This window comes from Micromonospora sp. NPDC047187 (assembly GCF_040643355.1).
GTDB lineage: Bacteria > Actinomycetota > Actinomycetes > Mycobacteriales > Micromonosporaceae > Micromonospora > Micromonospora salmantinae.
In genome coordinates this window covers 394263-417213 of the sequence record NZ_JBEYUF010000002.1, presented here as the reverse complement: position 1 = coordinate 417213, position 22951 = coordinate 394263, and the positions used below count along the sequence as shown (strand labels likewise).

Here is a 22951-nt window from a genome sequence, read left to right as displayed (position 1 = left end):
CCGATCTCAGTCGCGGGTCAGCACGATGAGGTCGGCGTCGTGGGTCGCGCTCCACTGCACGGGCAGGCCGACGGTGGCGAGGTGGCTGCCGGAGTAGTGCCGATCGCCGTGCGAGTAACGGGCCGCCGGGTCGAGGCCGCGCAGGGGCAACCGGACCGGGCGGGACGGAAGCAGCCCGGCGCCGTCGAGCCGGCCGGTGTGCCAGGCCAGCACGACGACCTGGTTCTCGTCCGGCGCGGTGTACTGCACCGCACAGCGGGCCTGGTCGGGGCCACCGATCAGGTGCACCTCGCCGCGCGTGACGACGTCCCGGATGTCCTTGTAGCGGGTGATCCAGCCGGCCGCCTCGGCCCGCTCGGCGGGGGTCCACGCCCGGATGTCCGCGCCGATGCCGAGCACACCGGCCATCGCCAGGACGAATCGGAACGCCAACGACCGGGGACGGGCGTCGAACAGGCCGGGCGCGTCGGTGACCCAGGAGCTGAGCAGGTGTGGGGCGTTGGCGTGCAGGAAGCCGTACTGGATGGCCAGCCGGTCCAGCGGGCCGGTGTTGTCGCTGGGCCAGAAGACGTCGGCCCGGGCGGCCATCGCCAGGTCGGTCCGCGCGCCCCCGCCGGCGCACGCCTCGATCAGCACACCGGGATGGTCCCGGCGCAACCGCTCGTAGATCCGGTGCAGGTTGGCGACGTGCGCGCCGTCCAGGTCGAGCGGGCCCGACCCGCCGGACCGACCCGGCTCGGTACGCGGCCTGTTGAAGTCCCACTTCAGGTAGTCGATGTCGTACCGGCGCAGCAGGCCGTCGACTGTGGAGTGAACGAACTCGGCGACCTCCGACCGGCCCAGGTCGAGCAGGTACTGGTTGCGGACCGGGGTGAGCGGCCGGCCGTCGACGGAGTAGACCCAGTCCGGGTGCTCGGCGTACAGGGACGACTTCGGGTTGACGCACTCCGGCTCGACCCAGAGCCCGAAGTTCAGCCCGAGCGCGCGGACGTCGGCGATGAACGTGTCGAACCCGGCCGGGAACTTCGCCGGGTCGGGCGTCCAGTCGCCCAGCCCGGCGGTGTCGTCGTCGCGGCCCACGAACCAGCCGTCGTCCACGACGAACGTCTCCACGCCCAGCTCGGCGGCGATCCGGGCGAGCGCGAGCTGACTCTGCGCCTCGACCGCGAAGTAGGTCGCCTCCCAGGAGTTGTAGAGCACCGGGCGGGGGCTGAGCCGGTCGGCGGCCAGCAACCGCTGGTGGGTGTGCCAGACCCGGGCCAGCCCGTCCAGGCCGTCCGGGCTGTACGCCCCGGTGGCCACCGGCAGTGTCAGGCGCTCGCCGGCGGCCAACTCCAGCGGGCCGTCGACCAGCTGACGGCCGACCCGGACCCGGGTCAGGCCGCCGGTGTCCCGCTCGGCGCTGATCTCCCACGAGCCGGTCCAGGCCAGCGCCATCCCCCACGTCGGACCGGCCGGCTCGGCGGTGTCGCGCACGGCCAGCCACGGCACGTGCAGATGCCCGGGTACGCCCTGGGAGCTGCCGATGCTGAACGTGCCGTGGCCCAGCTCGACGTGGGAGAGCTGGAACTCCTGCTCCCACTGGCCCCACTGGTGGCTGAGCAGCGCGCCGTGCGGCGTCGGTACGCAGAACCCGCCCGATCCGGCCCGGACGACCCGCAGCGCGCCGGTGCCGTCGTTGGTCAGGTCGACCCACCGCTGCACCACGTCGGTGCCGACGGGCACCCGGTAGTGCACCGTGGCGTGCAGCCCGGTGACCTGGTCGGCGAACTCGACGGCCAGCTCCCGCTGGTCGGCGTCGATCCGCGCGTCGGTGTGCACGAAGCCCACCCGGCGCTGCCCGTTGGAGGTTTCGATCACCAGGTCGGCGCCGGTGAACGGGCGGTCGGCGTCGGTGGCGTACTCGATGGGGGCCGCGTCCCCGGCGGTGAGGAAGGGGACCGGGCCGTCGTAGGCGACCGGCGAGGGCCCGTCGGAGACGCCGTGCGGCCCCCACGCGACGAGTTCCAGCCAGCGACCGTGCGCGGGTACCCGCACCGTGTACTCGGTGTGCGTGCCCCGCAGCGTCCAGCGCTGCCCGGCCTCGGCGGTCACTTGACCGCTCCGAGCGCCAGGCCGGAGACGAAGTGCCGCTGGAAGCGGAGGAACACCGCGACGGTGGGCACGGCCGCGATGACAGTACCGGCGGCGATGACGTTCCAGGACGAGACGAACTGGCCCTGGAGGGCGAGCAGCGCCGGGGTGACCGGCATGTTGTCATCGGTACGCAGCACGGTGATCGCCCAGAGCAGGTCGTTGAAGATCCAGGTGAACGACAGCGCCCCGAGAGCGGCCAACGCGGGCCGGGTCAGCGGCAGCATCACCTTTGTGAAGATCTGTGCCGTGCCGGCGCCGTCGATGGTGGCCGCCTCCTGGATCTCTCCCGGCAGGTCCCGCATGAAGCCGTGCAGGACGAACGTGTAGAAGCCGAGCCCGAAGCCGACCTGCACCGCGATCAACGCCCAGAGCGTGTCGTACAGGCCGGTCAGCTCGCTGAACTTGGCCACCGGGATGAGCAGGATCTGCGGTGGGAGCAGGTTGCCGGCGAGCATCAGCAGCAGGATCGTCCGCCGTCCGGGGATCCGGAAGCGACTCAGCGCGAACGCGGCCATCGCGGCCAGCCCCAGGCTCAGCGCCACCGACGGGACGGTGACCAGCATGCTGTTGATCAGCGCCCGCAGCTCGCCGCCGTCGGTCCACGCCTGCCGGTAGGTGTCCAGTGTGAACGACCGGGGCAGGCTGCCCACACCGTGCGCGGCGATGTCGTCGAACGACCGGGTGGACATCACCACCACCCAGAGCACCGGGCCCAGCCAGAGCAGCGAGAGCAGGATCATGCCGGTGTGGAAGGCCCCGGTACGGAGCTTGTTCATGACGCTTCCTCCCGGAACGCGCGGACCAGGTAGCCGAGGATGACGGCCAGCGCGAGCACGAAGATCACGACAGCGATCGCCGAGGCGTAGCCCAGCCGCAGGCTCTGGAACGCGGTCGAGTACATGTAGGTGCTGAGCAGCTCCGACGAGTGGTACGGCCCGCCCTTGGTCAGCGACCAGACGATGTCGAACGAGCGCAATGAGTCGATCACGATGACCGACAGAACCACTGCGTTGACCCCCTTGAGCTGGGGAATCGTGACGTGTCGTAGCCGCTGCCAGGAGTTGGCGCCGTCCACCCGGGCCGCCTCGTGCAGCGCCGGGTCGATCGCCTTCAACCCGGCCAGGAACAGCACCATCACGTACCCGATCTGCCGCCACAGCGCGGGCAGGATCACCGCGTACAGGGCGGTCTGCGGGTCGGCGAGCCAGGGCCGGATCAGCTGCTCCAGGCCGACGGCCCGCAGCAGCGTGTCGGCGATGCCGTCGGGCTGGTAGAAGACCCGCCAGACCAGCGCGGTCACCACCAGCGAGAACACCACCGGGGTGAACAGCGCGGCCCGGTAGAAGCCGACAAAGCGCCGTTCCTTCTGCAGGACGAGCGCCATGCCGAACCCGCCCAGCACGGAGAGGCCGCCGAAGAGCACCAGCCAGATCACCGTGTTGACCAGCGCACCCCGGAAGGTGGCGTCGCCGGCCAGCTCGACGTAGTTGTCGGTGCCGACGAAGGTCGGCGGTGTCATCCCGTCCCAGCGGGTGAGGGAGAACCAGAAGCCCTGGATCGCCGGCCAGAAGACCCAGACGCTCTCGACCGCGAACGGCACGAGGACGAACGCCACCAGCAGCGGCGACAGTCGAGCCGACCGTCGCCGCCGCCGGGTGGGTGTGACCGACGTCGTGGAGATCGTTGCTGTCACGTCAGCCCTTGAAGACCTTCTCGGCGCCGGCCTGCCACTCCCGCAGGATCGCGTCGATCTGGTCCGGCTTGTCGATGAACTTGGTCAGCGCGGTGTCCGCGGTCGGCTGGAGCGCGTCGCTGGAGTCGCGGTTGAAGAACTGGGTCAGCTCCTTGGCCTCGTCCAGCATCGCCTTGCCCTTGACCACCAGCGGCGAGTCCGACGCCTTGGCCCTGGGGTTGGCCGGCAGCACGATGCCGGAGCTGGCCTTGACGTACGCCTCCTGGGCCTCGACCCCGGAGAGGTAGCTGAGCAGGGCCTTGGTGCCGGTCGGGTTGGCGGTCTTCGCGCTGGCGAAGAAGCCGTCGGTCGGCGCCTCCTCGGCCAGCGGCACCGCCGGATCGATGATCGGGAACCGGAAGAAGTCCAGGTCGCCGAGCGCGTCCTTGGGTGCGGCGTCGGCGAAGAACGTGCCGATCAGGAACATGCCGGTCTTGCCGGCCAGCAGCGCGGTGGTCGCCTCCTGGAACGGGTACGCCTTGCCCTTGGGATCGAAGTAGGGCAGGGCCTCGCGCCAGCGGGTGAAGACCGCCTTGACCTTCGGGTCGTCGAAGCGCTGCTTGCCGGCGAGCAGCTCGCGGTGGAACGGCGCGCCGTTGATCCGGATGTTCAGGTAGTCGAACCAGGCCGAGGCCACCCACGGGGTGTCGCCGAGGCCGATGCCGATCGGCGGGACGCCCTTGCTCTTCAGCGTCTCGCACAGCGCCAGGAACTCGGTCCAGGTCTTCGGCTCCTGCACGCCCCACTTGGCGAAGTTGGACTTGCGGTAGAAGAAGCCCCACCAGTAGTTGTTCATCGGCACGAAGATCTGCTTGCCGCTGGCGTCGGTGGAGAGCGTGCGTAACGACTGGGGGTAGTCGTCCAGTGACTTCCACACCTCCGAGACGTCCAGCAACAGGTTCTTGCTGGCGTAGTCGTTGGCGACCGAGCCCGCGTACCAGGTGTAGAGGTCCGGCGGGTTGGCCGAGGTCAGGTAGGTCGGCAGCTGGGTCCGGAAGGTCTCCGAGGCGATCGTGTTGAGACTCGCCGTGCCCTTGCCCTGCGCGTTGAAGGTCTCGATCAGCTTCTCCATCGCCGCCTTGGCCTGCGGCGAGGAGAGGTTGGACTGGATGGTGACCGCGCCCGAGCCGTTGCTCGTCGTCGGCCCGCTGGCGGAGCTGGCGCACGCGCTGAGGAACGAGCTGGCGCCGAGCGCGCCCAGTCCGGCGAGCCCAAGGTGGCCAAGGAATCGCCGGCGACCGGGGTCGAAGTCGCTCACGGAGGTATCCCTTCCTTTACGACACTCAGCGTCACCACGCGATGTGTCGTCCATGTGAATGCTGTGACGAGAAGGTTGCATCGGCCGTCGCCGACTGTCAAGATATCTTCGTAATTAATGATTAGACGAGACCAAGGCGAGGGTCAGGTGGATCAGCTTATGCGTCGGCTTGAGGGCAAGAACGCGCTGGTCACCGGTGCGATGGGTGGAATCGGCACGGCCATCGCCCGGCGACTCGCCGCCGAAGGAGCAGCTGTCGCGCTGCTCGACGTGGCCGATCCGGCCCCACTGGCCGAGGAACTGACAGCGCGCGGCGACCGAGCACTGTCCGTAGTGGGCGATGTCAGCGACGAGGCCGACTGGACGGCAACCGTGAGCGCCGTACGGGACCGCCTCGGCCCGGTCGACATCCTGGTCAGCACCGCGTACGCCGTCCGGGTCGCCCCGGCGCACGAGACCAGCCGGCAGTCCTGGGACCACCAGCTCGGCGTCAGCCTCACCGGCTCCTTCCTCGGCGTCCGCGCCTGCCTTGACGACCTGCGGGCACGCTCCGGCGCGGTGGTGCTGATCTCCTCGGTGCACGCGCTGGTCGGGTTGCCCGGCCGGCCCGCGTACGCGGCGGCCAAGGGCGGCCTGGTCGCGCTCGGCCGCCAACTCGCCGTCGAGTACGGCCCGCAGGTCCGGGTCAACACAGTGCTGCCCGGGCCGATCCTCACCGCCGCCTGGGCCGACGTGTCCGAAGAGGACCGCCGGCGCAGCATCGCGGAGACCGTCGCGAAGCGCTTCGGCACACCGGACGAGGTGGCCGCCACTGTCGCCTTCCTCGCCTCGCCGGACGCCGCCTACATCACCGGCGCGAGCCTCGTGGTGGACGGTGGCTGGACAGCGGTGAAAGCCTCGGCCTGAGAGATCGATACCGACCAGCGAAAAGGCCAGGAGCATTGGCACAGTACGCACGCCGCGGCGTCCACGGGCAGACCGTCGAAGCGATCGCCCGTCGCATCCTCACCGGCGAGATCGCCGCCGGCGCGACACTGAACATCGTCGCGTTGCAGGAGGAGTTCGACGTCAGTCTCACGGCGCTCCGCGAGGCGCTGAAGGTCCTCTCGGCCAAGGGCATCGTCGACGCCCGGCAGAAGCGCGGCACCTTCGTCCGACCCCGTGCGGACTGGAACCTGCTCGACGGTGACGTGATCCGCTGGCAGTTCGCCGAGGGCACCGACCAGCGGTTGCTCGACCAACTGCACGAGGTGCGCGCCATCATCGAGCCGGCCGCCGCACGCCTGGCCGCCACCCGCGCCACCGAGGACGACCTGACCGCACTCGACCGGGCGCTGGCCGAGATGGCCCAGGCCAACGGTGATCCCGCCGCCGCCATCGCCGCCGACCTCGCCTTCCACCGTGCGCTGCTCACCGCCACCCACAACGAGCTGCTGGAGCGGATGGAGGTGGTGATGGAGACCGGGCTCGCCGAACGGGACCGGCTGGTGCACGGTGGCAGCCCGCACGACGACCCGGTGCCCAGCCACCGCGCGGTGGTCGACGCGCTGCGCGACCGGGACGAGACGGCGGCCGAGACCGCTATGCGTCAGTTGCTGGACAAGGCCGTCCGCGACGTCGAGAAGGCACGGGGACGAAGGGGCAGTCAGTGAAGATCGAGCGGATCGAGACCTTCCTGGTCGCGCCACGGTGGTTGTTCTGCCGGGTGGAGACCGACGACGGGCTGGTCGGGTGGGGTGAGCCGGTGGTCGAGGGCCGCGCCGAGGTGGTGCGCAGCGCGGTCGAGGTGCTCTCCGAGTATCTGATCGGTGCGGACCCGCTGCGCATCGAGCAGCACTGGCAGGTGCTCACCAAGGGCGGCTTCTACCGGGGCGGCCCGATCCTCTCCAGCGCGGTCGCCGGCCTCGACCAGGCGCTCTGGGACATCGCCGGTCAGGCGTACGGCGCGCCGGTGCACGCGCTGCTCGGCGGGCACGTGCGCGACCGGGTACGGATCTACTCGTGGATCGGCGGCGACGAACCCGGCGAGGTGGCCGACGCCGCCGCCGCGCAGATCGCCGCCGGCCTCACCGGGGTCAAGATGAACGCCTGCGGGCGTCTCTCGCCGATCCCCACCTCGGCCGAAGTGGACGCGGTCATCGGCCGGGTGGCCGCCGCCCGTGAGGTGCTCGGCCCCGACCGGGACATCGCCGTGGACTTCCACGGTCGCGCCGGAATGGCCGCCGTCCGCCGGGTCCTGCCCGAGCTGGCCGCCCTGCGCCCGTTCTTCGTGGAGGAGCCGGTCCTGCCCGACCAGGCTCACCACCTGCGCGACATCGTCGCCAGCACGCCGATCCCGGTGGCCACCGGCGAGCGGCTCTACGGCCGGTCCGAGTTCCTCGGCCCGTTGCAGGCCGGGGTCGCAGTGGTCCAACCGGACCTGTCGCACGCCGGTGGCATCTCCGAGGTCCGCCGGATCGCCGCGCTGGCCGAGACGTACGGCGCGCTGCTCGCCCCGCACTGCCCGCTCGGCCCGATCTCCCTGGCGGCCAGCCTCCAGGTGGCCTTCGCGACGCCGAACTTCCTGATCCAGGAGCAGAGCATCGGCATCCACTACAACGCCGGCTCGGAGTTGCTGGACTACCTGGTCGACCCGGAGCCGTTCCGGTTCGTGGACGGGCACATCGCCCGCCTCGACCGGCCCGGTCTGGGCATCACCGTCGACGAGACGGCGGTCCGCAAGGCCGCCCAGACGCCCCACGTCTGGCGCAACCCGGTCTGGCAGCACGCCGACGGGTCCTTCGCCGAGTGGTGACCGACGTGCGGCCGGTGGCCCTGCGGGTGGCGTACGACGCGGCGCACGGCGGTCGGTGGACGAGTCTGCGCGGCGGCAGCCGGGAGTGGCTGTGGCGTGGCCCGGAACCCGGCCGGCACGAGGTACGCCCCGACGACGCCTTCGTCGACGCCGGCGGTCTGGAGGAGTGCCTGCCCACAGTGCGCGGCGAGCCCGACCACGGCGAGGTGTGGTCGCGGCCGTGGCGCGGCGGCGGCCCCGGCAGTGCGGTCATCGAGCGGCCGACGTTCACCCTCACCCGCCGGATCACCGACTCCGGCGGCGTGGTGGTGGCCGACTACCGGTTGGCCGCCGACCCCGGGTACCGGTTCGTCTGGGCCGCGCACGCCCTGCTCGACCTCTCCCCCGCCGCCCGCCTGGACGCGCCCACCGGCACCCCGACCCGGCTGCACCCGGAAGCCGCCGCGCTCCTGCCACCGGGCAGTTGGCCCACCGGCGACCCGTGGTTGACCGGGTCGTGGCCGGCCCCGGCCGGGCTGACAGTGGACACGTTCGGCCCGGACGACGGGACAGCGCTCGGCGCGGTGCTGCTCGACTGCGCCCGGGTGCAGGTGATCGACGGAGCCGACCGGCTCACTCTGGAGCTGGAGTGCGCCGGCCAGCCCCGCAGCACAGCGCTCTGGCGCAACCTGGGCGGCTGGCCGGCGAACGGCCCCTACCGCAGCGTCGGCGTCGAACCGATGCTCGGCGCGGCCTTCGACCTGGCCGACGCCGGCCCCTCCGACGCGGCGGTCGTCCCGCCCGCCGGTGAGGTCACCTGGCGACTCATCATCTCCGCCCACCGCACCCACTGAGGACACCCGTGATGAACCTGCTCGACGAGCTGCGTACCCACCGGCTGTTGGCCATCGTGCGCGGCCCGGACCCGGCCGCCGCCCTGACCGCCGTACTCACCCTGGCCGATAGCGGCGTCGCACTGGTCGAGGTCTCGATGACCAGCGCCGACGCGCTCGGCGTCATCCGCCGCGCCCGGGCCGCCCTCGGGCCCGACTACGCCCTGGGCGCCGGCACCGTGCTCAGCGCCGAGGACGCCCGCGCGGCGGCCGACGCCGGCGCCGGTTTCCTGGTCACCCCGGCCATCGCGGCGAGCCTCGCCGAGGGCGGCCGGCTCGGGCTGCCGGTGCTCGCCGGCGCCCTCACCCCCACCGAGGTGGTGCAGGCCACCGACGGCGGGGCCACCGCGATCAAGCTCTTCCCGGCCTCGCTCGGCGGGCCCGACTACCTCGGCGCTCTGCGCGACCCGTTCCCCGGTACCGCGTTCGTGCCGGTCGGTGGTGTCGACGCGGACGGTGCTCGACGCTACCTGGACCGGGGCGCGACAGCGGTCGGCGTCGGTTCCCCGCTGCTCGGCGACGCCGTCCGAGGCGGCGACACGACGGCGCTGCGCGAGCGCGCCGCCGCCTTCCTCGCGGCGGTCCGGCCATGACCGACCTGCTCACGCTCGGCGAGACGATGGCGGCGTTCCGCACCACCGGCCCACTGCGACTGGGCGGCACGGCCGGCATCTCCGTCGCCGGGTCCGAGTCGAACGTGGCGATCGGCATGGCCCGGCTCGGCCACCGGGCGGCCTGGGTCGGCGTCACCGGCGCCGACGAGCCCGGCGAGCTGGTCCGCCGTACGCTGCGCGCCGAGGGTGTCGACCTGACCTGGTCCCGGGTCGACGCGACCGCTCCCACCGGGCTGATCCTCTTCGAGAACCGGGTCGCCGACATCAACCGGGTCACCTACCACCGTGCCGGGTCGGCCGGCTCCCGGCTGGGCCCGGCCGACGTGACCCGGGCCTTCGACGCGCCCGGGCCGCCACCCCGGCTGCTGCACGTCACCGGCATCACCTGCGCGCTCGGCGTCGAGCCGTACCACGCGGTGGCGGAGGCCGTGCGGCGCGCCCGCGTCGCCGGCAGCACGATCTGCCTGGACGTCAACCACCGCAACCGGCTCTGGTCGGTCGCCGAGGCCGCCGCCGCGCTGCGCCCGCTGCTGTCCTCGATCGACCTGGTGATCGCCTCCGACGACGAGTTGGCGGTGCTCACCGATGCGACCGACCCGGCCTCGGCGCTACTCTCGGCCGGCGTCACCGAGGTCGTTGTCAAGCACGGTGCCGATGGAGCGACCAGCCACAGCGCGGCCGGCACCATCCACCGTCCAGCCCGGACGGTGCCGGTGGTGGACACCGTCGGCGCGGGCGACGCCTTCGTCGCCGGGCTGCTCTCCGGCTGGCTCGACGGCGTCGACGCGTCGACCCGACTGGACCGGGCCGTCACCACCGGCGCGTTCGCGGTCGCCAGCCGGGGCGACTGGGAGGGCCTGCCTGACCGGGCCGAGCTGGCGCTGCTCGACCACGGCCCCGGCGGTACGGTCCGCTGACGATCCTTTGGAGGAGCACAATGGAGCTGACCGAGCCGACCGTCTGGAGCACCGACCGGCTGGAGTTGGGTGAGGGCCTGCGCTGGGTCGACGACCGGCTGGTCCTCGTCGACCTGCTGGCCGGGCGACTGTTGGAGACCGACGGCGACGCCCCGACCCCGCTGCGGGAGCTACGCCGCCTCGATGTGCCGCTCGGCGCGGTCGCCCCGGTGGCCGACCGACCCGGCGACTGGCTGGCCGCCGCCGGGACCGGCGTCACGGTGCTGCCCGCCACCGGCGACGCCCGAGCGGTCGCCGAGCTGGTCGCCGACGCGCCCGAGCCGACCCGGATGAACGACGCGGTCGCCGACCCGCACGGCCGCTTCTGGGCCGGCAGCATGACGTACGCGATGGTGCCCGGCGGGGGCACGCTGTTCCGCCTCACCCCCGGCGCCGCGCCGGTCCCCGCGGTGACCGGGCTGACCATCCCCAACGGTCCGGCGTTCGACGCGACCGGCACCACCATGTACCTGGCCGACACCCCGCGCGGCGAGATCGACCGGTTCACCGTCGACCCCGCCACCGGCGACCTGCGCGGACGGGAGCCGTTCCTGCGGTTGTCCCCCGCCGACGGCGGCCCGGACGGTATGACGCTCGACGCGGCCGACCACCTCTGGATCGCGTTGTGGGGCGGCTCGGCGGTACGCCGCTACCGGCCCGACGGCACCCTCGACCGGGAGATCCGGCTGCCGGCCAAGCAGCCGGCCGGCATCTGCCTGGGCGGCCCCGACCTGCGGCGACTCTTCATCGGCACCGCCCGGGTGGGGCTGGACTCGGCGGGCCCCCAGGACGGCGCGCTGCTCGCGGTGGACGTCCCGGTGCCCGGCCTGCCCGCCGCGCGGGCCGGCACGCCAGCGAGCTGATCGGAGGCATATCGGACGCCAGGGCGGGAACAACCCCACCGAAGCGCCGTAACAGCCGACCGGTAGGGAGCGAGCCGATGAGCACCGTGGGGCGGACGTCATGAACGGGCCGGTCGGCGACGAGCCGATGGGCGAACTGGAGCTGGTGCACACCTTCACCGGCCCGATGCCGACCGGGGTGAGCGTCTCGCACCGGGGCCGGATCTTCGTCAACTTCCCCAAGTGGGGCGACGAGGTGCCGGCCACCGTCGTCGAACTGCGCGACGGTCGGGAAATGCCCTACCCCGACCATGCCTGGAACGACCCGTCCGGTGACGACGACGCGGGAGCGTTCGTCTCGGTGCAGAGCATCGTGGTGGACCCGGCCGACCGGCTCTGGGTGCTGGACACCGGCAGCCCGATGTTCCAGCCCACCAAGCCGGGCGGCCCCAAACTGGTCCGGATCGACCTGGACACCGACACGGTCGCCCAGGTGATCACCTTCCCGACGGACGTGGCGCTGCCGACGACGTACCTCAACGACGTCCGCTTCGACCTGCGGCGGGGCGAGGCGGGGGTCGCGTACATCACCGACTCCGCCGACTCCGGGCCGAACGGGATCATCGTGGTGGACCTGGCCAGCGGAGCCTCCTGGCGGCGGCTGCACGACCACCCGTCCACCAAGGCGGAGCCGCTGACGTCGTTCCGGCCGGTGGTCGAGGGCCGACCGTTCCTCGAACGGCCGGCCGACGGCCCGCCGAAGCCGGTGAGCATGGGCTCGGACGGCATCGCCATCTCCGCCGACGGCGACCGGCTCTACTACTGCCCGCTGGCGTCCCGACGCCTGCACAGCGTGTCCACGGAGGCGCTGGCCGACCCGGGCGTCACCCAGGAGGCGGTCACCGCCACAGTCGTCGACGAGGGCGACCGGGGCACCGCCTCGGACGGCTTGGAGAGCGACGACGCGGGGCGGCTCTACCTCACCTCGTACGAGCACAACGCGGTGCTGCGTCGACTGCCCGACGGCGAGTACGAGACGCTGGTGCACGACCCGCGACTGCTCTGGCCGGACACCATGTCGGTGGCCACCGACGGGTACCTCTACGTCACCGCCAACCAACTGCACCGGCAGCCGCAGTACCAGCTGGGCAAGGACCTGCGACGCAAGCCGTACGCGCTGTTCCGCACCCGCATCGACGCCGGTCCGGTGCTGCTGCGCCGCTGATCAGGCAGGCGCGCTCGTCAGCTGACGGGCAGGGTGCGGTCCAGCAGGTCGAAGAGGGCGGCCCAGTGGCGTTCGGTGGCCTGCTCGTCGTACGCCGGGGTGTCGGCCATCGTGTAGCCGTGGTGCGCGCCGACGTACACCTCGGAGCGGTAGCGCACCCCGGCGGCGTCGAGCGCCTTCTCCAGCGTGGCGATCTGCTCGGGCGTCATCGACTGGTCGGCGTCGGCGTGCCCGAAGTACACCTCTCCGGTGATCGAGCCGACGCCCAGGTGGGGGCTGTCCGGCGCGTCGGTGACGATCCGCCCGCCGTGAAAGCTCGCCACCGCGGCGATGCGGTCCGGGTGCGCCTCGATGGCCCGCAGCGCGTTCGTGCCGCCCATGCAGTAACCGGTCATGGCGACCGGGCCCGGCTGGACGTCGTCGCGGGCGGCCAGGAAGTCGAGGAACGCGGCGGTGTCCCGGTTGATCACGTCGGGAGTCAACGCGCCAACCAGCGGCATGATCTTCTCGAAGAGGGCGGCGCGCTGGTCGGCCTCGCCGAGGCGGGACAGGTCGAACAGCGGTGCCCGGCCGGCCCGGTAGAACAGGTGGGGCGTCAGCACCAGGTAGCCGCGTTCGGCGATCCGCTCGGCCATCTCGACCAGGCGCGGGCGCGGTCCGAAGGCGTCCATGAAGAGCAGCACCGCCGGGAACGGGCCGTCCCCGTCCGGTCGGGTCAGGCTCGCGTCCGCCACTCCGTCGCTGGTCGGGATGTCCACCGTCGTCGTCAGCACCGCGCCTCCTCGTACGCCGATCTTGGTCCGTTCGGAACGTTACTCGCCAGAGCGGCGAGTACGGCACCGGTCCGTCAGCCAGGGACTGCCGATCCCTGGACAAGGCCACCCTGGGCGGTGGCCGGAGCCTGACCCAGTGTTGGTGGCGACCAATAAAGGACACCGTTGACCTGGGGGTTGTCGTGCTCGACCTGACCGTTCCGGAGCTGACCGGAAAGCTCGCCGTGGTGACCGGAGGCAGCGACGGGCTGGGCCTCGGTCTGGCCGCCCGGCTGGCGCGCGCCGGTGCCGAGGTGGTGCTGCCGGTCCGCAACCCGGCCAAGGGCACCGCCGCGCTGGAGGCCGTCCGGGCCGCCGCGCCCGGTGCCGTCGTGTCGACCCGGCCGCTGGACCTCGCCTCGCTGGGGTCGGTGGCCGCGCTGGCCGACACGCTGCTCGGCGAGGGCCGACCGATCCACCTTCTCATCAACAACGCGGGCGTGATGACCCCTCCCACCCGACACGCCACCGCGGAGGGCTTCGAGCTCCAGTTCGGCACCAACCACCTCGGCCACTTCGCGTTGACCGGACGGCTGCTGCCGCTGCTCCGGGCGGGGCAGGCCCGCGTCACCACGATGTCGAGCAGCGCCGCCCGCTCCGGCCGGCTGGACTGGGACGACCTCCAGAGCAACCGCAGGTACGCGTCGATCCGCGCCTACAACGCCTCGAAGCTGGCCACCCTGCACTTCGGGCTGGAACTCGACCGGCGCAGTCGGGCCGGTGACTGGGGCATCGTGAGCAACGTCGCCCACCCGGGCACCACCATGACCAACCTGTACGCGTCCGGCCCCAATCTGGGCCGCAGCCGCCCCTCGCTGCACCACTCGATCATGGGTCGGCTGGCCCGCTGGGGGATCCTGGTGCATTCGGTGGATGCTGGGCTGCTTCCTGCCCTGTACGCGGCCACCAGCCCACAGGCGCAGGGCGGCCGGTTCTACGGCCCGGACGGTGTGGGCCAGTTCACCGGCGCACCAACCGAGTTGACCGTCTACCGCTCGGCGCGCAGCACCGACGACGCCGCCCGGCTCTGGGCTGCCTCAGAGCGGCTGGTAGGCGTCGAGTACCCCGGCAACTGATTGGGGCGCCCCGCCGTGAACGCGGCGTCAAGAAATGGCGGTGGCCCGCGCCCGCTCGGCATCGAGGTGATCCAGGTCGACCCGCTGCTGGTGGCCCCGCCACTTGACCGGGTCGACCCGGCACCCGCCTCCGGTCAGGCACGCACGAAGCGCACCGCGTCCGCGACCACGTGGCCGTCGGTGTCCTCGGTGCGGATCAGCACGCTTCCGTCGCTGCCCGCCGTGAACTGATAGGTGCCCAACGGCACCCACTGGCCGCCGGACTGTCGCTGGTTGACCGTCCGGGTGACCAACCCCCCGGAGTACGCGATGTCCACCGGCACGTTCGTCGCCCGGTTCGGGTCCGCGGTCCAGCGCAACTGCACTGTCCACGACCCGGAGGCGGGAAGTGAAGGGCGGAACCGCAGCCGGTTGACGCCCTTGGCGGTGTTGCCGTCGTGCTCGTAGTCCGGGCCGTAGTAGCCGCCGATGCTGGTGCTGCGCAGCCACGTCCCGGCCCGGGTGATCCCGCTGGACGCGGCGTTGTCCAGGATCACCTCGCTCGTCGAGCCCCACTCCAGCACCGCGCCGTCCTGGCGCAGCCGGGTCTGGAGGGCGGGCACGGAGACGGCCTGCACTGCCAGGTTCCCGGCGAGCGCCAGGGAGGCCGCTGTGGCAGCGGCCTGCCCGAGGATCATGAAGACGGGTTCCATCCGGATCGAGCCGTACGCGATGTGACTCGCCGAGAGACAGACGGGCACCAGCAGGTTGGCGCACTGCGCCTGGTGCGGCACTATCGCGCGGTAGCTCACCGGGTACGGCGCCGGCACGCCGATCTGCACGTCTCCCTCGTTGCGCACCTTGCCGTCGACGACCACCCGCTGACAGTTGTGCGAGTCCATCGTGTAGCTGGCCAGGCCCACCGAGTCGGTGGCGCGTACCCGGCCCCGGCAGTCGGCCTCGGTCATCACGTACGCGGAGATCATCCGGCGTGCCTCGCGGATGTAGAGCATCGGTGGCCAGCCGCCCGTGCCGGTGAACTCGTCCACCGGCAGCCCCCACCGGGCCGTCGAGTCGCGTACCGACGCCGGCAGTCGGGGGTCGTTGGCCAGGAACCACATCAGCCCCTGCTGGTAGGTGCGGTGCTCGGCGATGATGCTCTCCCGCGTGGCCCAACTCGCCGTCGGGTACGCGTAGTTGAAGCCGATGTTGTCTGTCGACACGGCCCCGTTGTTGTTGGAGTCGGTCTTCCCGCCGCCGACCGAGTGGGTGGTGAAGTACGGCCCCGCGTAGCCGGCCTGGATGTGCCGCAGCAGCAGCTCGTACCGGATCGGGTCGTAACCGGACGGTTTGCCGAACGGGATCCGGTTGGCCGCCTGGGTCAGACACATCCGGAAGCAGTACGCCTGGATCTTGTCGTCGCCGCTGCCCTGCGGGGCGAGCGGGGTGGCGGAGATGCCCGGCAGCAGCCCGCTGGCGGGCGAGCCGGCCGTCACGTACGGGTCGACGGGGTAGGCGAACTGGTGGGTGTTGCGCGACTGCACCCCGTTGATCGTCTCGCCGTAGGTGTCATTGGACTCCCGCCCGACGGTGAACCCCACCCCGGCCATGGCCAGCAGATCGCCCTCGTAGGTGGCGTCGACGAACACCCCACCCCGGTAGATCGACCCGTCCTCGGTGCGCAGCTCGGTGATCCGGTTGCCGGTTCGACCGATGCCGGCCAGCCGGGCGTCGACGACCACCGGGACGCCCGCCTCGGCCAGCATCTCGGCGAAGACGGCGGTGGCGACACGCGGTTCGAAGGTCATCCGCAGCGGTGACGTGGGCGTGAGGGTTCCGCCGTGGTACTTCACGTACACCCGGCGGTAGAACTCTGCGGCCAGCCCGCCGATGGACGCCTGGACGCCGGTGTCGGTGGCGCCCAGCCCTGCCGTGCTCAGCCCGCCGACGTGACCGGTGGGCTCCACCACCACTGCGGTGTGGCCGAGCCGGCGCATGGTGATCGCGGCGGCCAGCCCGCCGGAGGTGGCGCCGTAGACGACAAGGTCGGCGGTGGTGACGGCGGCCCGGGCGGGGCCGGCCCGGAACGGGTCGGTGAGACCGGCCAGGACGAGGCCGGCACCGCCGGCGACGAGCAGCCGACGACGGGACAGGGGCAGGGGCAAGGACACGGCGGAGCTCCCGAGGGGTAACCGGTGAAGGGGACGGTTACAGAAGCACGCCGCTGCCGCTGCGAAAGAAATTCTTCAATCTCTGCCGGCGGGTGTCAACGGTTCACGGCCGGTAGCGGTAACCCATTCCCGGCTCGGTGATGAGGTGGCGGGGGCGGGCCGGGTCGTCCTCCAGCTTGCGTCGCAGCTGGGCCAGGTACTGCCGCAGGTAGTTGGTCTCGTTCTGGTACTCCGGCCCCCACACGTCCTGCAGGAGCTGACGTTGGCTGACCAGCTTGCCGGGGTGGCGCAGCAGCTTTTCCAGCACGCTCCACTGGATGGGGGTCAGCTTGACCTCGGTGCCGTCGTCACGCAGCACGCTGTGGTCGGCCAGGTCGACTGTGTGCTGGCCGATCCGCAGAGCCGGCACCGCTTCGCTGGGCGCGCCCAGGCGGCGGGTCACCGCGCGGATGCGGGCCAGCAGTTCCTCCACCCCGAACGGCTTGGTGACGTAGTCGTCGGCGCCCGCGTCCAGCGCCGCGACCTTGTCCTCGCTGCCGGCCCGGCCGGAGAGCACGATGATCGGCACTGTGGTCCACCCGCGCAGGCCCCGGATCACCTCCACGCCGTCGATGTCGGGCAGGCCGAGGTCCAGCACCACCAGGTCGGGCGGGTGGCTGGCGGCGGCCTTCAACGCGGCGGCCCCGGTGCCGGCGACGTCCACGTCGTACCGGCGGGCGCGCAGGTTGATCCGCAGGGCGCGCAGGATCTGCGGTTCGTCGTCGACGACCAGGATGCGCGTCATTCCTGCGGCCCCTCCGAGCTGGTCGGCGCGGCGGGCAGCCGCAGCACCATGGTGAGCCCACCGCCGGGGGTGGTCTCCGGGGTGATGCTGCCACCCATCGCCTCGGCCAACCCCCGGGACAGGGCAAGACCGAGACCGACACCCGTCTGGTTGTCCCGGTCGCCGAGGCGTTGGAACGGCAGGAAGACGTGCTCCCACTGGTCTTCCGGGATGCCCGGCCCCCGGTCGATCACCCGCAGCTCCACCTGACCGGCGTGGGCGCTGGCGGTGATCGTGGGCGGTTGGTCCGGCGGGCTGTAGCGCAGCGCGTTGGCGACGATGTTGACAAGCACCCGTTCCAGCAGGCCCGGGTCGGCGGTGGCGGCCGGCAGGTCGGCCGGGATGTCCGTGCCGACCGTCGCGGCCACCGGGCCAAGTTCGTCCAACGCCAGGGGTACGGCGTCCTCCAGGCCGATCGCTGTCGCCGAGATGCCCAGCACGCCCGCCTGGAGCCGGCTCATGTCCAGGAGGTTGCCGACCAGCCGGGCGAGACGGTCCAGCGACTCCTCGGCGGTCTCCAGCAACTCCTCGCGGTCGGACTCGTCGAACTCGATGTCGTGGCTGCGCAGGCTGGTCACTGCCGCCTTCGCGGACGCCAGTGGCGTACGCAGGTCGTGGCTGACCGCCGCGAGCAGCGCGGTGCGCATCCGGTCGGCGGCGGCGAGGGGCCGGGCGGTGGCGGCCTCCTGGGCGAGCCGTTCCTGTCGCAGCGCGACGGCGGCCTGGGCGGCGAACGCCTCGACGATCCGCCGGTCGGCGGCCTCCAACCGCCGGCCGCTGAGCACGACGGTGATCCGGTCGTCGACCGGTACCGCCGTCTCGCCAGCGTCGGGCGTGCAGGCCGGCTGCTCGCCGACGCTGGCCACCACACACCAGGCGTGCTCCTCGCGGGCCCGCTCCGGTCGCCCGCTGGCCTCCTCGGCCAACTCCAGCACGCTCACCGCGCGGAGCCCGAACGTTTCCCGGAGCTGATCCAGCAGGGCGGGCAGCGGACGTTCGCCGCGCAGCACGCCACCGGCGACGGCGGCGAGGGTCTGCGCGTCGGCGGCGGCCCGCGCGGCTTCCCGGGTACGACGGGCGGCCACGTCGACGATCCAGCTCACCGCGAGGGCCACCCCGACGAAGACGGCCAGGGCGAGCAGATTGTCCGCCTCGGCGATGGTCAGCGTGCGGAAGGGCGGGGTGAAGAACCAGTTGAGCAGCAGCGAGCCGCCGAGCGCGGCGACCAGGGCCGGCCACACCCCACCGACCAGCGCGACCCCGACGACCCCGGCGAGGAACAGCAGGATGTCGTTCGTCAGCGTCAGGTCGGGCAGGGTCTTCAGCAGCACTGTGAGCAGCGGCATGCCCAGCACCGCCAGGCCGAAGCCAAGCAGCCGGCGGCGTCGGGACAGCGCCGCCGGTACGGCCGCCGCCCGGCGGCCCTTGCCGGCCTGCTTGTGGGTGACCAGGTGCACGTCGATCGAGCCGGACAGCGCTGTGGTGGTCACCCCGACGCCTCTGGCGAAGATCTGCGCGAGGCGACCCCGCCGGCTGGCTCCGAGCACCAACTGGGTGGCGTTCACGCCCTGAGCGAAGTCCAGCAGCGCGGCCGGCACGTCGGTGCCGAGCACCTGGTGGTACGTGCCGCCGAGGCTCTCCACCAGCACTCGTTGCCGGGCCAACTGGGCCGGGTCGGCACCGGCCAGGCCGTCGCTGCGGGCCACGTGCACGGCGAGCAGGTCGGCGCCCTTGCTGCGGGCCGCGACCCGGGCCGCCCGACGGATCAGCGTCTCGCCCTCCGGGCCACCGGTCAGCGCGACCACCACCCGTTCCCGGGCCTCCCAGGTGGCAGCGATCCCCTGCTGGCTGCGGTAGCGGTCGAGCTGCTCGTCGACCTTGTCGGCCAGCCAGAGCAGCGCCAGCTCGCGCAGCGCGGTGAGGTTGCCGACCCGGAAGTAGTTGCCCAACGCGGCGTCGATCTTGTCGGGTCGGTAGATGTTGCCGTGCGCCATCCGCCGCCGCAGCGCTTCCGGGGTCATGTCGACAAGCTCGACCTGCTCGGCGGCGCGGACGATCTCGTCCGGCACTGTCTCCCGCTGGGTGGTGCCGGTGATCTGCGCGACGACGTCGTTCACCGACTCCAGGTGCTGCACGTTGACAGTGGACAGCACGTCGATCCCCGCGTCGAGCAGCTCCTGGATGTCCTGCCAGCGCTTGCCGTGCCGGGAACCGGGCACGTTGCTGTGTGCCAGCTCGTCGATGACAGCGATCTGTGGCCGGCGGGCCAGCACCGCGTCCAGGTCCATCTCGGTGAACGCCGCGCCGCGGTAGTCAATGGTCCGGCGGGGCACCTGCTCCAGGTCGCCGAGCATCGCGGCGGTGTGGTGACGGCCGTGGGTCTCCACGAAACCGATCACCACGTCGGTGCCGCGCGCGGCCCGCCGCTGGGCCTCCTCCAACATGGCGTACGTCTTCCCGACGCCGGGGGCGGCACCGAGATAGATGCGCAGTTCTCCGCGTGGCACGGGGACCATCCTCCCTGGTCAGATCGGCGGGCGGGGCCGCGCCCGGTTGGCACGGCCCCGCCCGCGAAGGTGCTCAGCGTGCGGCGAACTGCTTGTCGAGGGCGAGGTTGAGCTCCAACACGTTGACGCCGGGCGCGCCCAGGAAGCCCAGCCCGCGCCCGCCGGTGTGCTCCTTGACCAGCTTGCGGACCGCCGCCGGGTCCGCGCCGCGCTCCCGTGCGACCCGGTTCACCTGCAGTTCGGCGTACGCCGGGCTGATCTGCGGGTCGAGACCGCTGGCGCTGGCGGTGACCGCGTCGGCGGGCACCGCCGGGTCGGCGGGCGCGTCGCCCCGGATCGGGGTGACCACCCCGCCGGCGGCCACGTAGTCCTCGCCGGGCTGGGCCGGCTCCACAGTCACCCCCTGGTACTCGGGGACGAACGGGGTGGCCGGGGCGGCCTGGTTGACGCTTACCACCCGGGTGACCGGGCCGGTCAGACCGTCGGCGCGGAAGACCGCGAGCACGGCACCCACCCCGTCGTCGGTGCAGTAGGGGCGCCGGCCGTCGACGCCGTTGAGTTCGCCGACCGACTTGCTGCGCCCGCACACCTGGGTGAGCAGGCTCTCGCCGGACTCCTCCGGGTCGGTGGCGATGGTGTCGACCACGCTCTCCGGGCCCAGGTTGCTGGCTGAGGTGGACGTCGGGTCGTAGCCGTCGCCGGCGGCGGAGGGGCGGGACTGGAAGTACCGGGCGACGGGGTTGCCGTCCGCGTCGGTGAAGGACTGGCCGATCAGCGCACTGCCGACAGTCGTCCCGCCGGAGGAGATCAGCGAGCCGTCGGTCTTGTGGTTGAGGCCGGGCAGCTGACCAACCGCTACCAGGGCCAGCGGGTAGACCAGGCCGAGCAGCACCGTGAAGACGAGTACGGCGCGCAGCGCGGCGAGGTGTTGGGCGATCCAGGTGGGTAGGCGCATCACGAAATCCCCGGGATGAACTGGATGAGCAGGTCGATGAGCTTGATCCCGATGAACGGCACGATGATGCCGCCCAGTCCGTACACCAGCAGGTTGCGGCTGAGCAGCTTCGACGCGGCGGCCGGCCGGTACCGCACGCCCCGCAGGGCGAGCGGGATCAGCGCGATGATCACCAGGGCGTTGAAGATGACAGCGGACAGGATCGCCGACTCCGGGCTGGACAACCGCATGATGTTCAGCGCGTCCAGGCTCGGGTAGAGGCCGGCGAACATGGCCGGGATGATCGCGAAGTACTTCGCGATGTCGTTGGCGATGCTGAACGTGGTCAGCGCGCCACGGGTGATCAGCAACTGCTTGCCGATCTCCACGATCTCGATGAGCTTGGTCGGGTCGGAGTCGAGGTCGACCATGTTGCCGGCCTCCTTGGCGGCCGACGTGCCGGTGTTCATTGCCACCCCGACGTCGGCCTGCGCGAGCGCCGGCGCGTCGTTGGTGCCGTCACCGGTCATCGCGACCAGCCGGCCACCCTCCTGCTCCCGCTTGATCAGCGCGAGCTTGTCCTCCGGCGTCGCCTCGGCCAGGAAGTCGTCCACCCCGGCCTCGTCGGCGATCGCCTTCGCGGTACGCGGGTTGTCGCCGGTGATCATCACGGTTCGGATGCCCATCCGGCGCATCTCGTCGAACCGCTCGCGCATGCCGGACTTGACCACGTCCTTCAGGTGGATGACACCCAGGGCGCGGGCGGGCGCACCGTCGACGTGCTCGGCGACGACCAGCGGGGTACCGCCGGTGCCACTGATCGCGTCCACGATCTCGCCGACCTGCTCGGTGGGGTGACCGCCGTTCTCCCGTACCCACTTCATCACCGCGGCGGCGGCGCCCTTGCGGACCCTGCGGGCCGCGCCCACCGCGCCGGCGTCCACGCTGGCGTCCGGGGTGAGGTCGACGCCGCTCATCCGGGTCTGCGCGGTGAACGGTACGAAGGTCGCGTGCGGCATCACGCCGGGCTCACGCTCGCGCAGCCCGAACTCGTTCTTCGCCAGGACGACCACCGAGCGCCCCTCCGGGGTCTCGTCGGCCAGGCTGGACAGTTGCGCGGCGTCGGCCAGCGTCGCGGGGTCGACCCCCTCGACCGGTACGAACTCGGCGGCCTGCCGGTTGCCCAGCGTGATGGTGCCGGTCTTGTCCAGCAGCAGGGTGTTGACGTCGCCGGCAGCCTCGACGGCCCGGCCGCTCATGGCCAGGACGTTGCGCTGCACCAGCCGGTCCATGCCGGCGATGCCGATGGCGGAGAGCAGCGCGCCGATGGTGGTGGGGATCAGGCAGACCAGCAGCGAGATCAGCACCACGCCGGTGACACCGGAGTCGGTGATCGCCCCACTGTTCGGCGCGGCCGCCTGGTACGCCTTGGAGAAGATGGCCAGCGGCTGGAGGGTGACAACTGCCAGCAGGAAGATGACGGTGAGCGCGGCGAGCAGGATGTTCAGCGCGATCTCGTTCGGCGTCTTCTGCCGGTTGGCCCCCTCGACCAGGGCGATCATCCGGTCGATGAAGCTCTCCCCCGGCTTCTGGGTGATCTTCACGATGATCCGGTCGGAGAGCACCTTGGTGCCGCCGGTGACCGCGCTGCGGTCGCCGCCGGACTCCCGGATGACCGGGGCCGACTCGCCGGTGATGGCCGACTCGTCGACGCTGGCGATCCCCTCGACGATGTCGCCGTCGCCGGGAATGATGCCGCCCGCCTCGACGAGCACGACGTCGCCCTGACGCAGGTCCGGCGCCGGCACCGCCTCGTCGCGGTAGGTGTTGGCCCGCGCGCCCGGCTTCCAGTCGATCAGCCGGGTGGCGATGGTGTCCTTCTTCGCCTGCCGCAGGGTCGCGGCCTGGGCCTTGCCCCGACCCTCGGCCACCGCCTCGGCCAGGTTGGCGAAGACCACTGTCAGCCAGAGCCAGATGGTGATCGCCCAGGCGAACACCGACGGGTCGATCACCGCCAGGACGGTGGTGAAGGCAGCACCGACCTCCACGATCAGCATCACCGGGTTGCGCCACAGCGTGCTGGGGTTGAGCTTGCGTACCGCGTCCGGCAGGGACCGGATCAACTGCTTGGGGTCGAGCAGGCCCCCGCCGATCCGGTTGCCCTGGGTGGCGGGCGTGCCGGGGAGTTGCTCTGTTGGGGCGGACGTGACGGACATGTCC

The 22951-nt window shown here is 71.9% G+C and carries 19 protein-coding genes; 9 read left to right on the top strand and 10 right to left on the bottom strand.

Annotation, left to right across the window (positions count from 1 at the left end):
• Positions 1 to 6 precede the first annotated feature (6 nt).
• Genes ABZ794_RS06465 through ABZ794_RS06450 form a run of 4 tightly spaced genes read right to left on the bottom strand, consistent with a single transcriptional unit; the run spans position 7 to position 5126 of the window.
• Positions 7 to 2094: an alpha-galactosidase gene (locus tag ABZ794_RS06465; RefSeq protein WP_238690746.1), complete on the bottom strand. Its 2088-nt coding sequence runs from the start codon at positions 2092 to 2094 to the stop codon at positions 7 to 9.
• Positions 2091 to 2912: a carbohydrate ABC transporter permease gene (locus ABZ794_RS06460; RefSeq protein ID WP_196920834.1), complete on the bottom strand. Its 822-nt coding sequence runs from the start codon at positions 2910 to 2912 to the stop codon at positions 2091 to 2093. The genes ABZ794_RS06465 and ABZ794_RS06460 overlap by 4 nt, the downstream gene beginning before the upstream one ends.
• A complete protein-coding gene (locus ABZ794_RS06455; protein ID WP_210785678.1) occupies positions 2909 to 3829 on the bottom strand; it encodes a sugar ABC transporter permease in 921 nt (306 codons plus the stop codon). The genes ABZ794_RS06460 and ABZ794_RS06455 overlap by 4 nt, the downstream gene beginning before the upstream one ends.
• Before the next feature lies 1 nt (position 3830).
• Positions 3831 to 5126 carry an extracellular solute-binding protein gene (locus ABZ794_RS06450; protein WP_357514530.1) on the bottom strand — a complete coding sequence of 432 codons (1296 nt, stop codon included), beginning with the start codon at positions 5124 to 5126 and terminating at the stop codon, positions 3831 to 3833.
• Between the two features lie 159 nt (positions 5127 to 5285).
• Between ABZ794_RS06450 and ABZ794_RS06445 the strand changes: the two genes are divergently transcribed.
• The 8 genes from ABZ794_RS06445 to ABZ794_RS06410 all read left to right on the top strand — a co-directional run bounded on the left by ABZ794_RS06445 (position 5286) and on the right by ABZ794_RS06410 (position 12429).
• Positions 5286 to 6032: an SDR family oxidoreductase gene (locus ABZ794_RS06445; RefSeq protein WP_357514528.1), complete on the top strand. Its 747-nt coding sequence runs from the start codon at positions 5286 to 5288 to the stop codon at positions 6030 to 6032.
• A gap of 35 nt (positions 6033 to 6067) precedes the next feature.
• On the top strand, positions 6068 to 6778 hold the full coding sequence (locus ABZ794_RS06440) for a FadR/GntR family transcriptional regulator (protein ID WP_112620721.1): 711 nt from the start codon (positions 6068 to 6070) through the stop codon (positions 6776 to 6778).
• Complete coding sequence (gene dgoD / locus ABZ794_RS06435; RefSeq protein WP_210785674.1) at positions 6775 to 7920, top strand: galactonate dehydratase; 1146 nt, start codon at positions 6775 to 6777, stop codon at positions 7918 to 7920. Before ABZ794_RS06440 ends, dgoD begins: the two co-directional genes overlap by 4 nt.
• A gap of 5 nt (positions 7921 to 7925) precedes the next feature.
• Positions 7926 to 8753: a hypothetical protein gene (locus ABZ794_RS06430; protein ID WP_357514526.1), complete on the top strand. Its 828-nt coding sequence runs from the start codon at positions 7926 to 7928 to the stop codon at positions 8751 to 8753.
• 11 nt (positions 8754 to 8764) lie between these two features.
• Positions 8765 to 9385, top strand: coding sequence for a bifunctional 4-hydroxy-2-oxoglutarate aldolase/2-dehydro-3-deoxy-phosphogluconate aldolase (locus ABZ794_RS06425; protein ID WP_210785672.1), 621 nt, complete (start codon positions 8765 to 8767; stop codon positions 9383 to 9385).
• A complete protein-coding gene (locus tag ABZ794_RS06420; protein WP_357514523.1) occupies positions 9382 to 10323 on the top strand; it encodes a sugar kinase in 942 nt (313 codons plus the stop codon). Before ABZ794_RS06425 ends, ABZ794_RS06420 begins: the two co-directional genes overlap by 4 nt.
• Before the next feature lie 20 nt (positions 10324 to 10343).
• Positions 10344 to 11225 carry an SMP-30/gluconolactonase/LRE family protein gene (locus ABZ794_RS06415; protein WP_357514521.1) on the top strand — a complete coding sequence of 294 codons (882 nt, stop codon included), beginning with the start codon at positions 10344 to 10346 and terminating at the stop codon, positions 11223 to 11225.
• A gap of 100 nt (positions 11226 to 11325) precedes the next feature.
• Complete coding sequence (locus tag ABZ794_RS06410) at positions 11326 to 12429, top strand: L-dopachrome tautomerase-related protein (RefSeq protein ID WP_357514519.1); 1104 nt, start codon at positions 11326 to 11328, stop codon at positions 12427 to 12429.
• A gap of 17 nt (positions 12430 to 12446) precedes the next feature.
• Here the strand turns inward: ABZ794_RS06410 and ABZ794_RS06405 are convergent, their stop codons facing one another.
• Positions 12447 to 13202, bottom strand: coding sequence for a dienelactone hydrolase family protein (locus ABZ794_RS06405; RefSeq protein WP_357514517.1), 756 nt, complete (start codon positions 13200 to 13202; stop codon positions 12447 to 12449).
• Between the two features lie 182 nt (positions 13203 to 13384).
• Here ABZ794_RS06405 and ABZ794_RS06400 point away from each other — a divergent pair, with 182 nt between their 5' ends.
• Complete coding sequence (locus ABZ794_RS06400) at positions 13385 to 14317, top strand: SDR family oxidoreductase (RefSeq protein ID WP_210782926.1); 933 nt, start codon at positions 13385 to 13387, stop codon at positions 14315 to 14317.
• A 134-nt stretch (positions 14318 to 14451) separates the two neighbouring features.
• Here the strand turns inward: ABZ794_RS06400 and ABZ794_RS06395 are convergent, their stop codons facing one another.
• From ABZ794_RS06395 to kdpB, 5 genes are all read right to left on the bottom strand, one after another.
• Positions 14452 to 16467, bottom strand: coding sequence for an FAD-dependent oxidoreductase (locus ABZ794_RS06395; RefSeq protein ID WP_357514515.1), 2016 nt, complete (start codon positions 16465 to 16467; stop codon positions 14452 to 14454).
• Between the two features lie 103 nt (positions 16468 to 16570).
• A complete protein-coding gene (locus ABZ794_RS06390) occupies positions 16571 to 17251 on the bottom strand; it encodes a response regulator (RefSeq protein ID WP_238683747.1) in 681 nt (226 codons plus the stop codon).
• Positions 17248 to 19797 (bottom strand): DUF4118 domain-containing protein, encoded by a 2550-nt coding sequence (locus ABZ794_RS06385; RefSeq protein ID WP_357514513.1) that lies wholly within the window; start codon positions 19795 to 19797, stop codon positions 17248 to 17250. The genes ABZ794_RS06390 and ABZ794_RS06385 overlap by 4 nt, the downstream gene beginning before the upstream one ends.
• Positions 19798 to 19870: 73 nt before the next feature.
• Positions 19871 to 20752, bottom strand: coding sequence for a potassium-transporting ATPase subunit C (locus tag ABZ794_RS06380; protein ID WP_357514511.1), 882 nt, complete (start codon positions 20750 to 20752; stop codon positions 19871 to 19873).
• Entirely contained in the window at positions 20752 to 22947 is a 2196-nt protein-coding gene (gene kdpB, locus ABZ794_RS06375) for a potassium-transporting ATPase subunit KdpB (RefSeq protein ID WP_238690735.1), read from the bottom strand. The genes ABZ794_RS06380 and kdpB overlap by 1 nt, the downstream gene beginning before the upstream one ends.
• Positions 22948 to 22951: the final 4 nt, after the last annotated feature.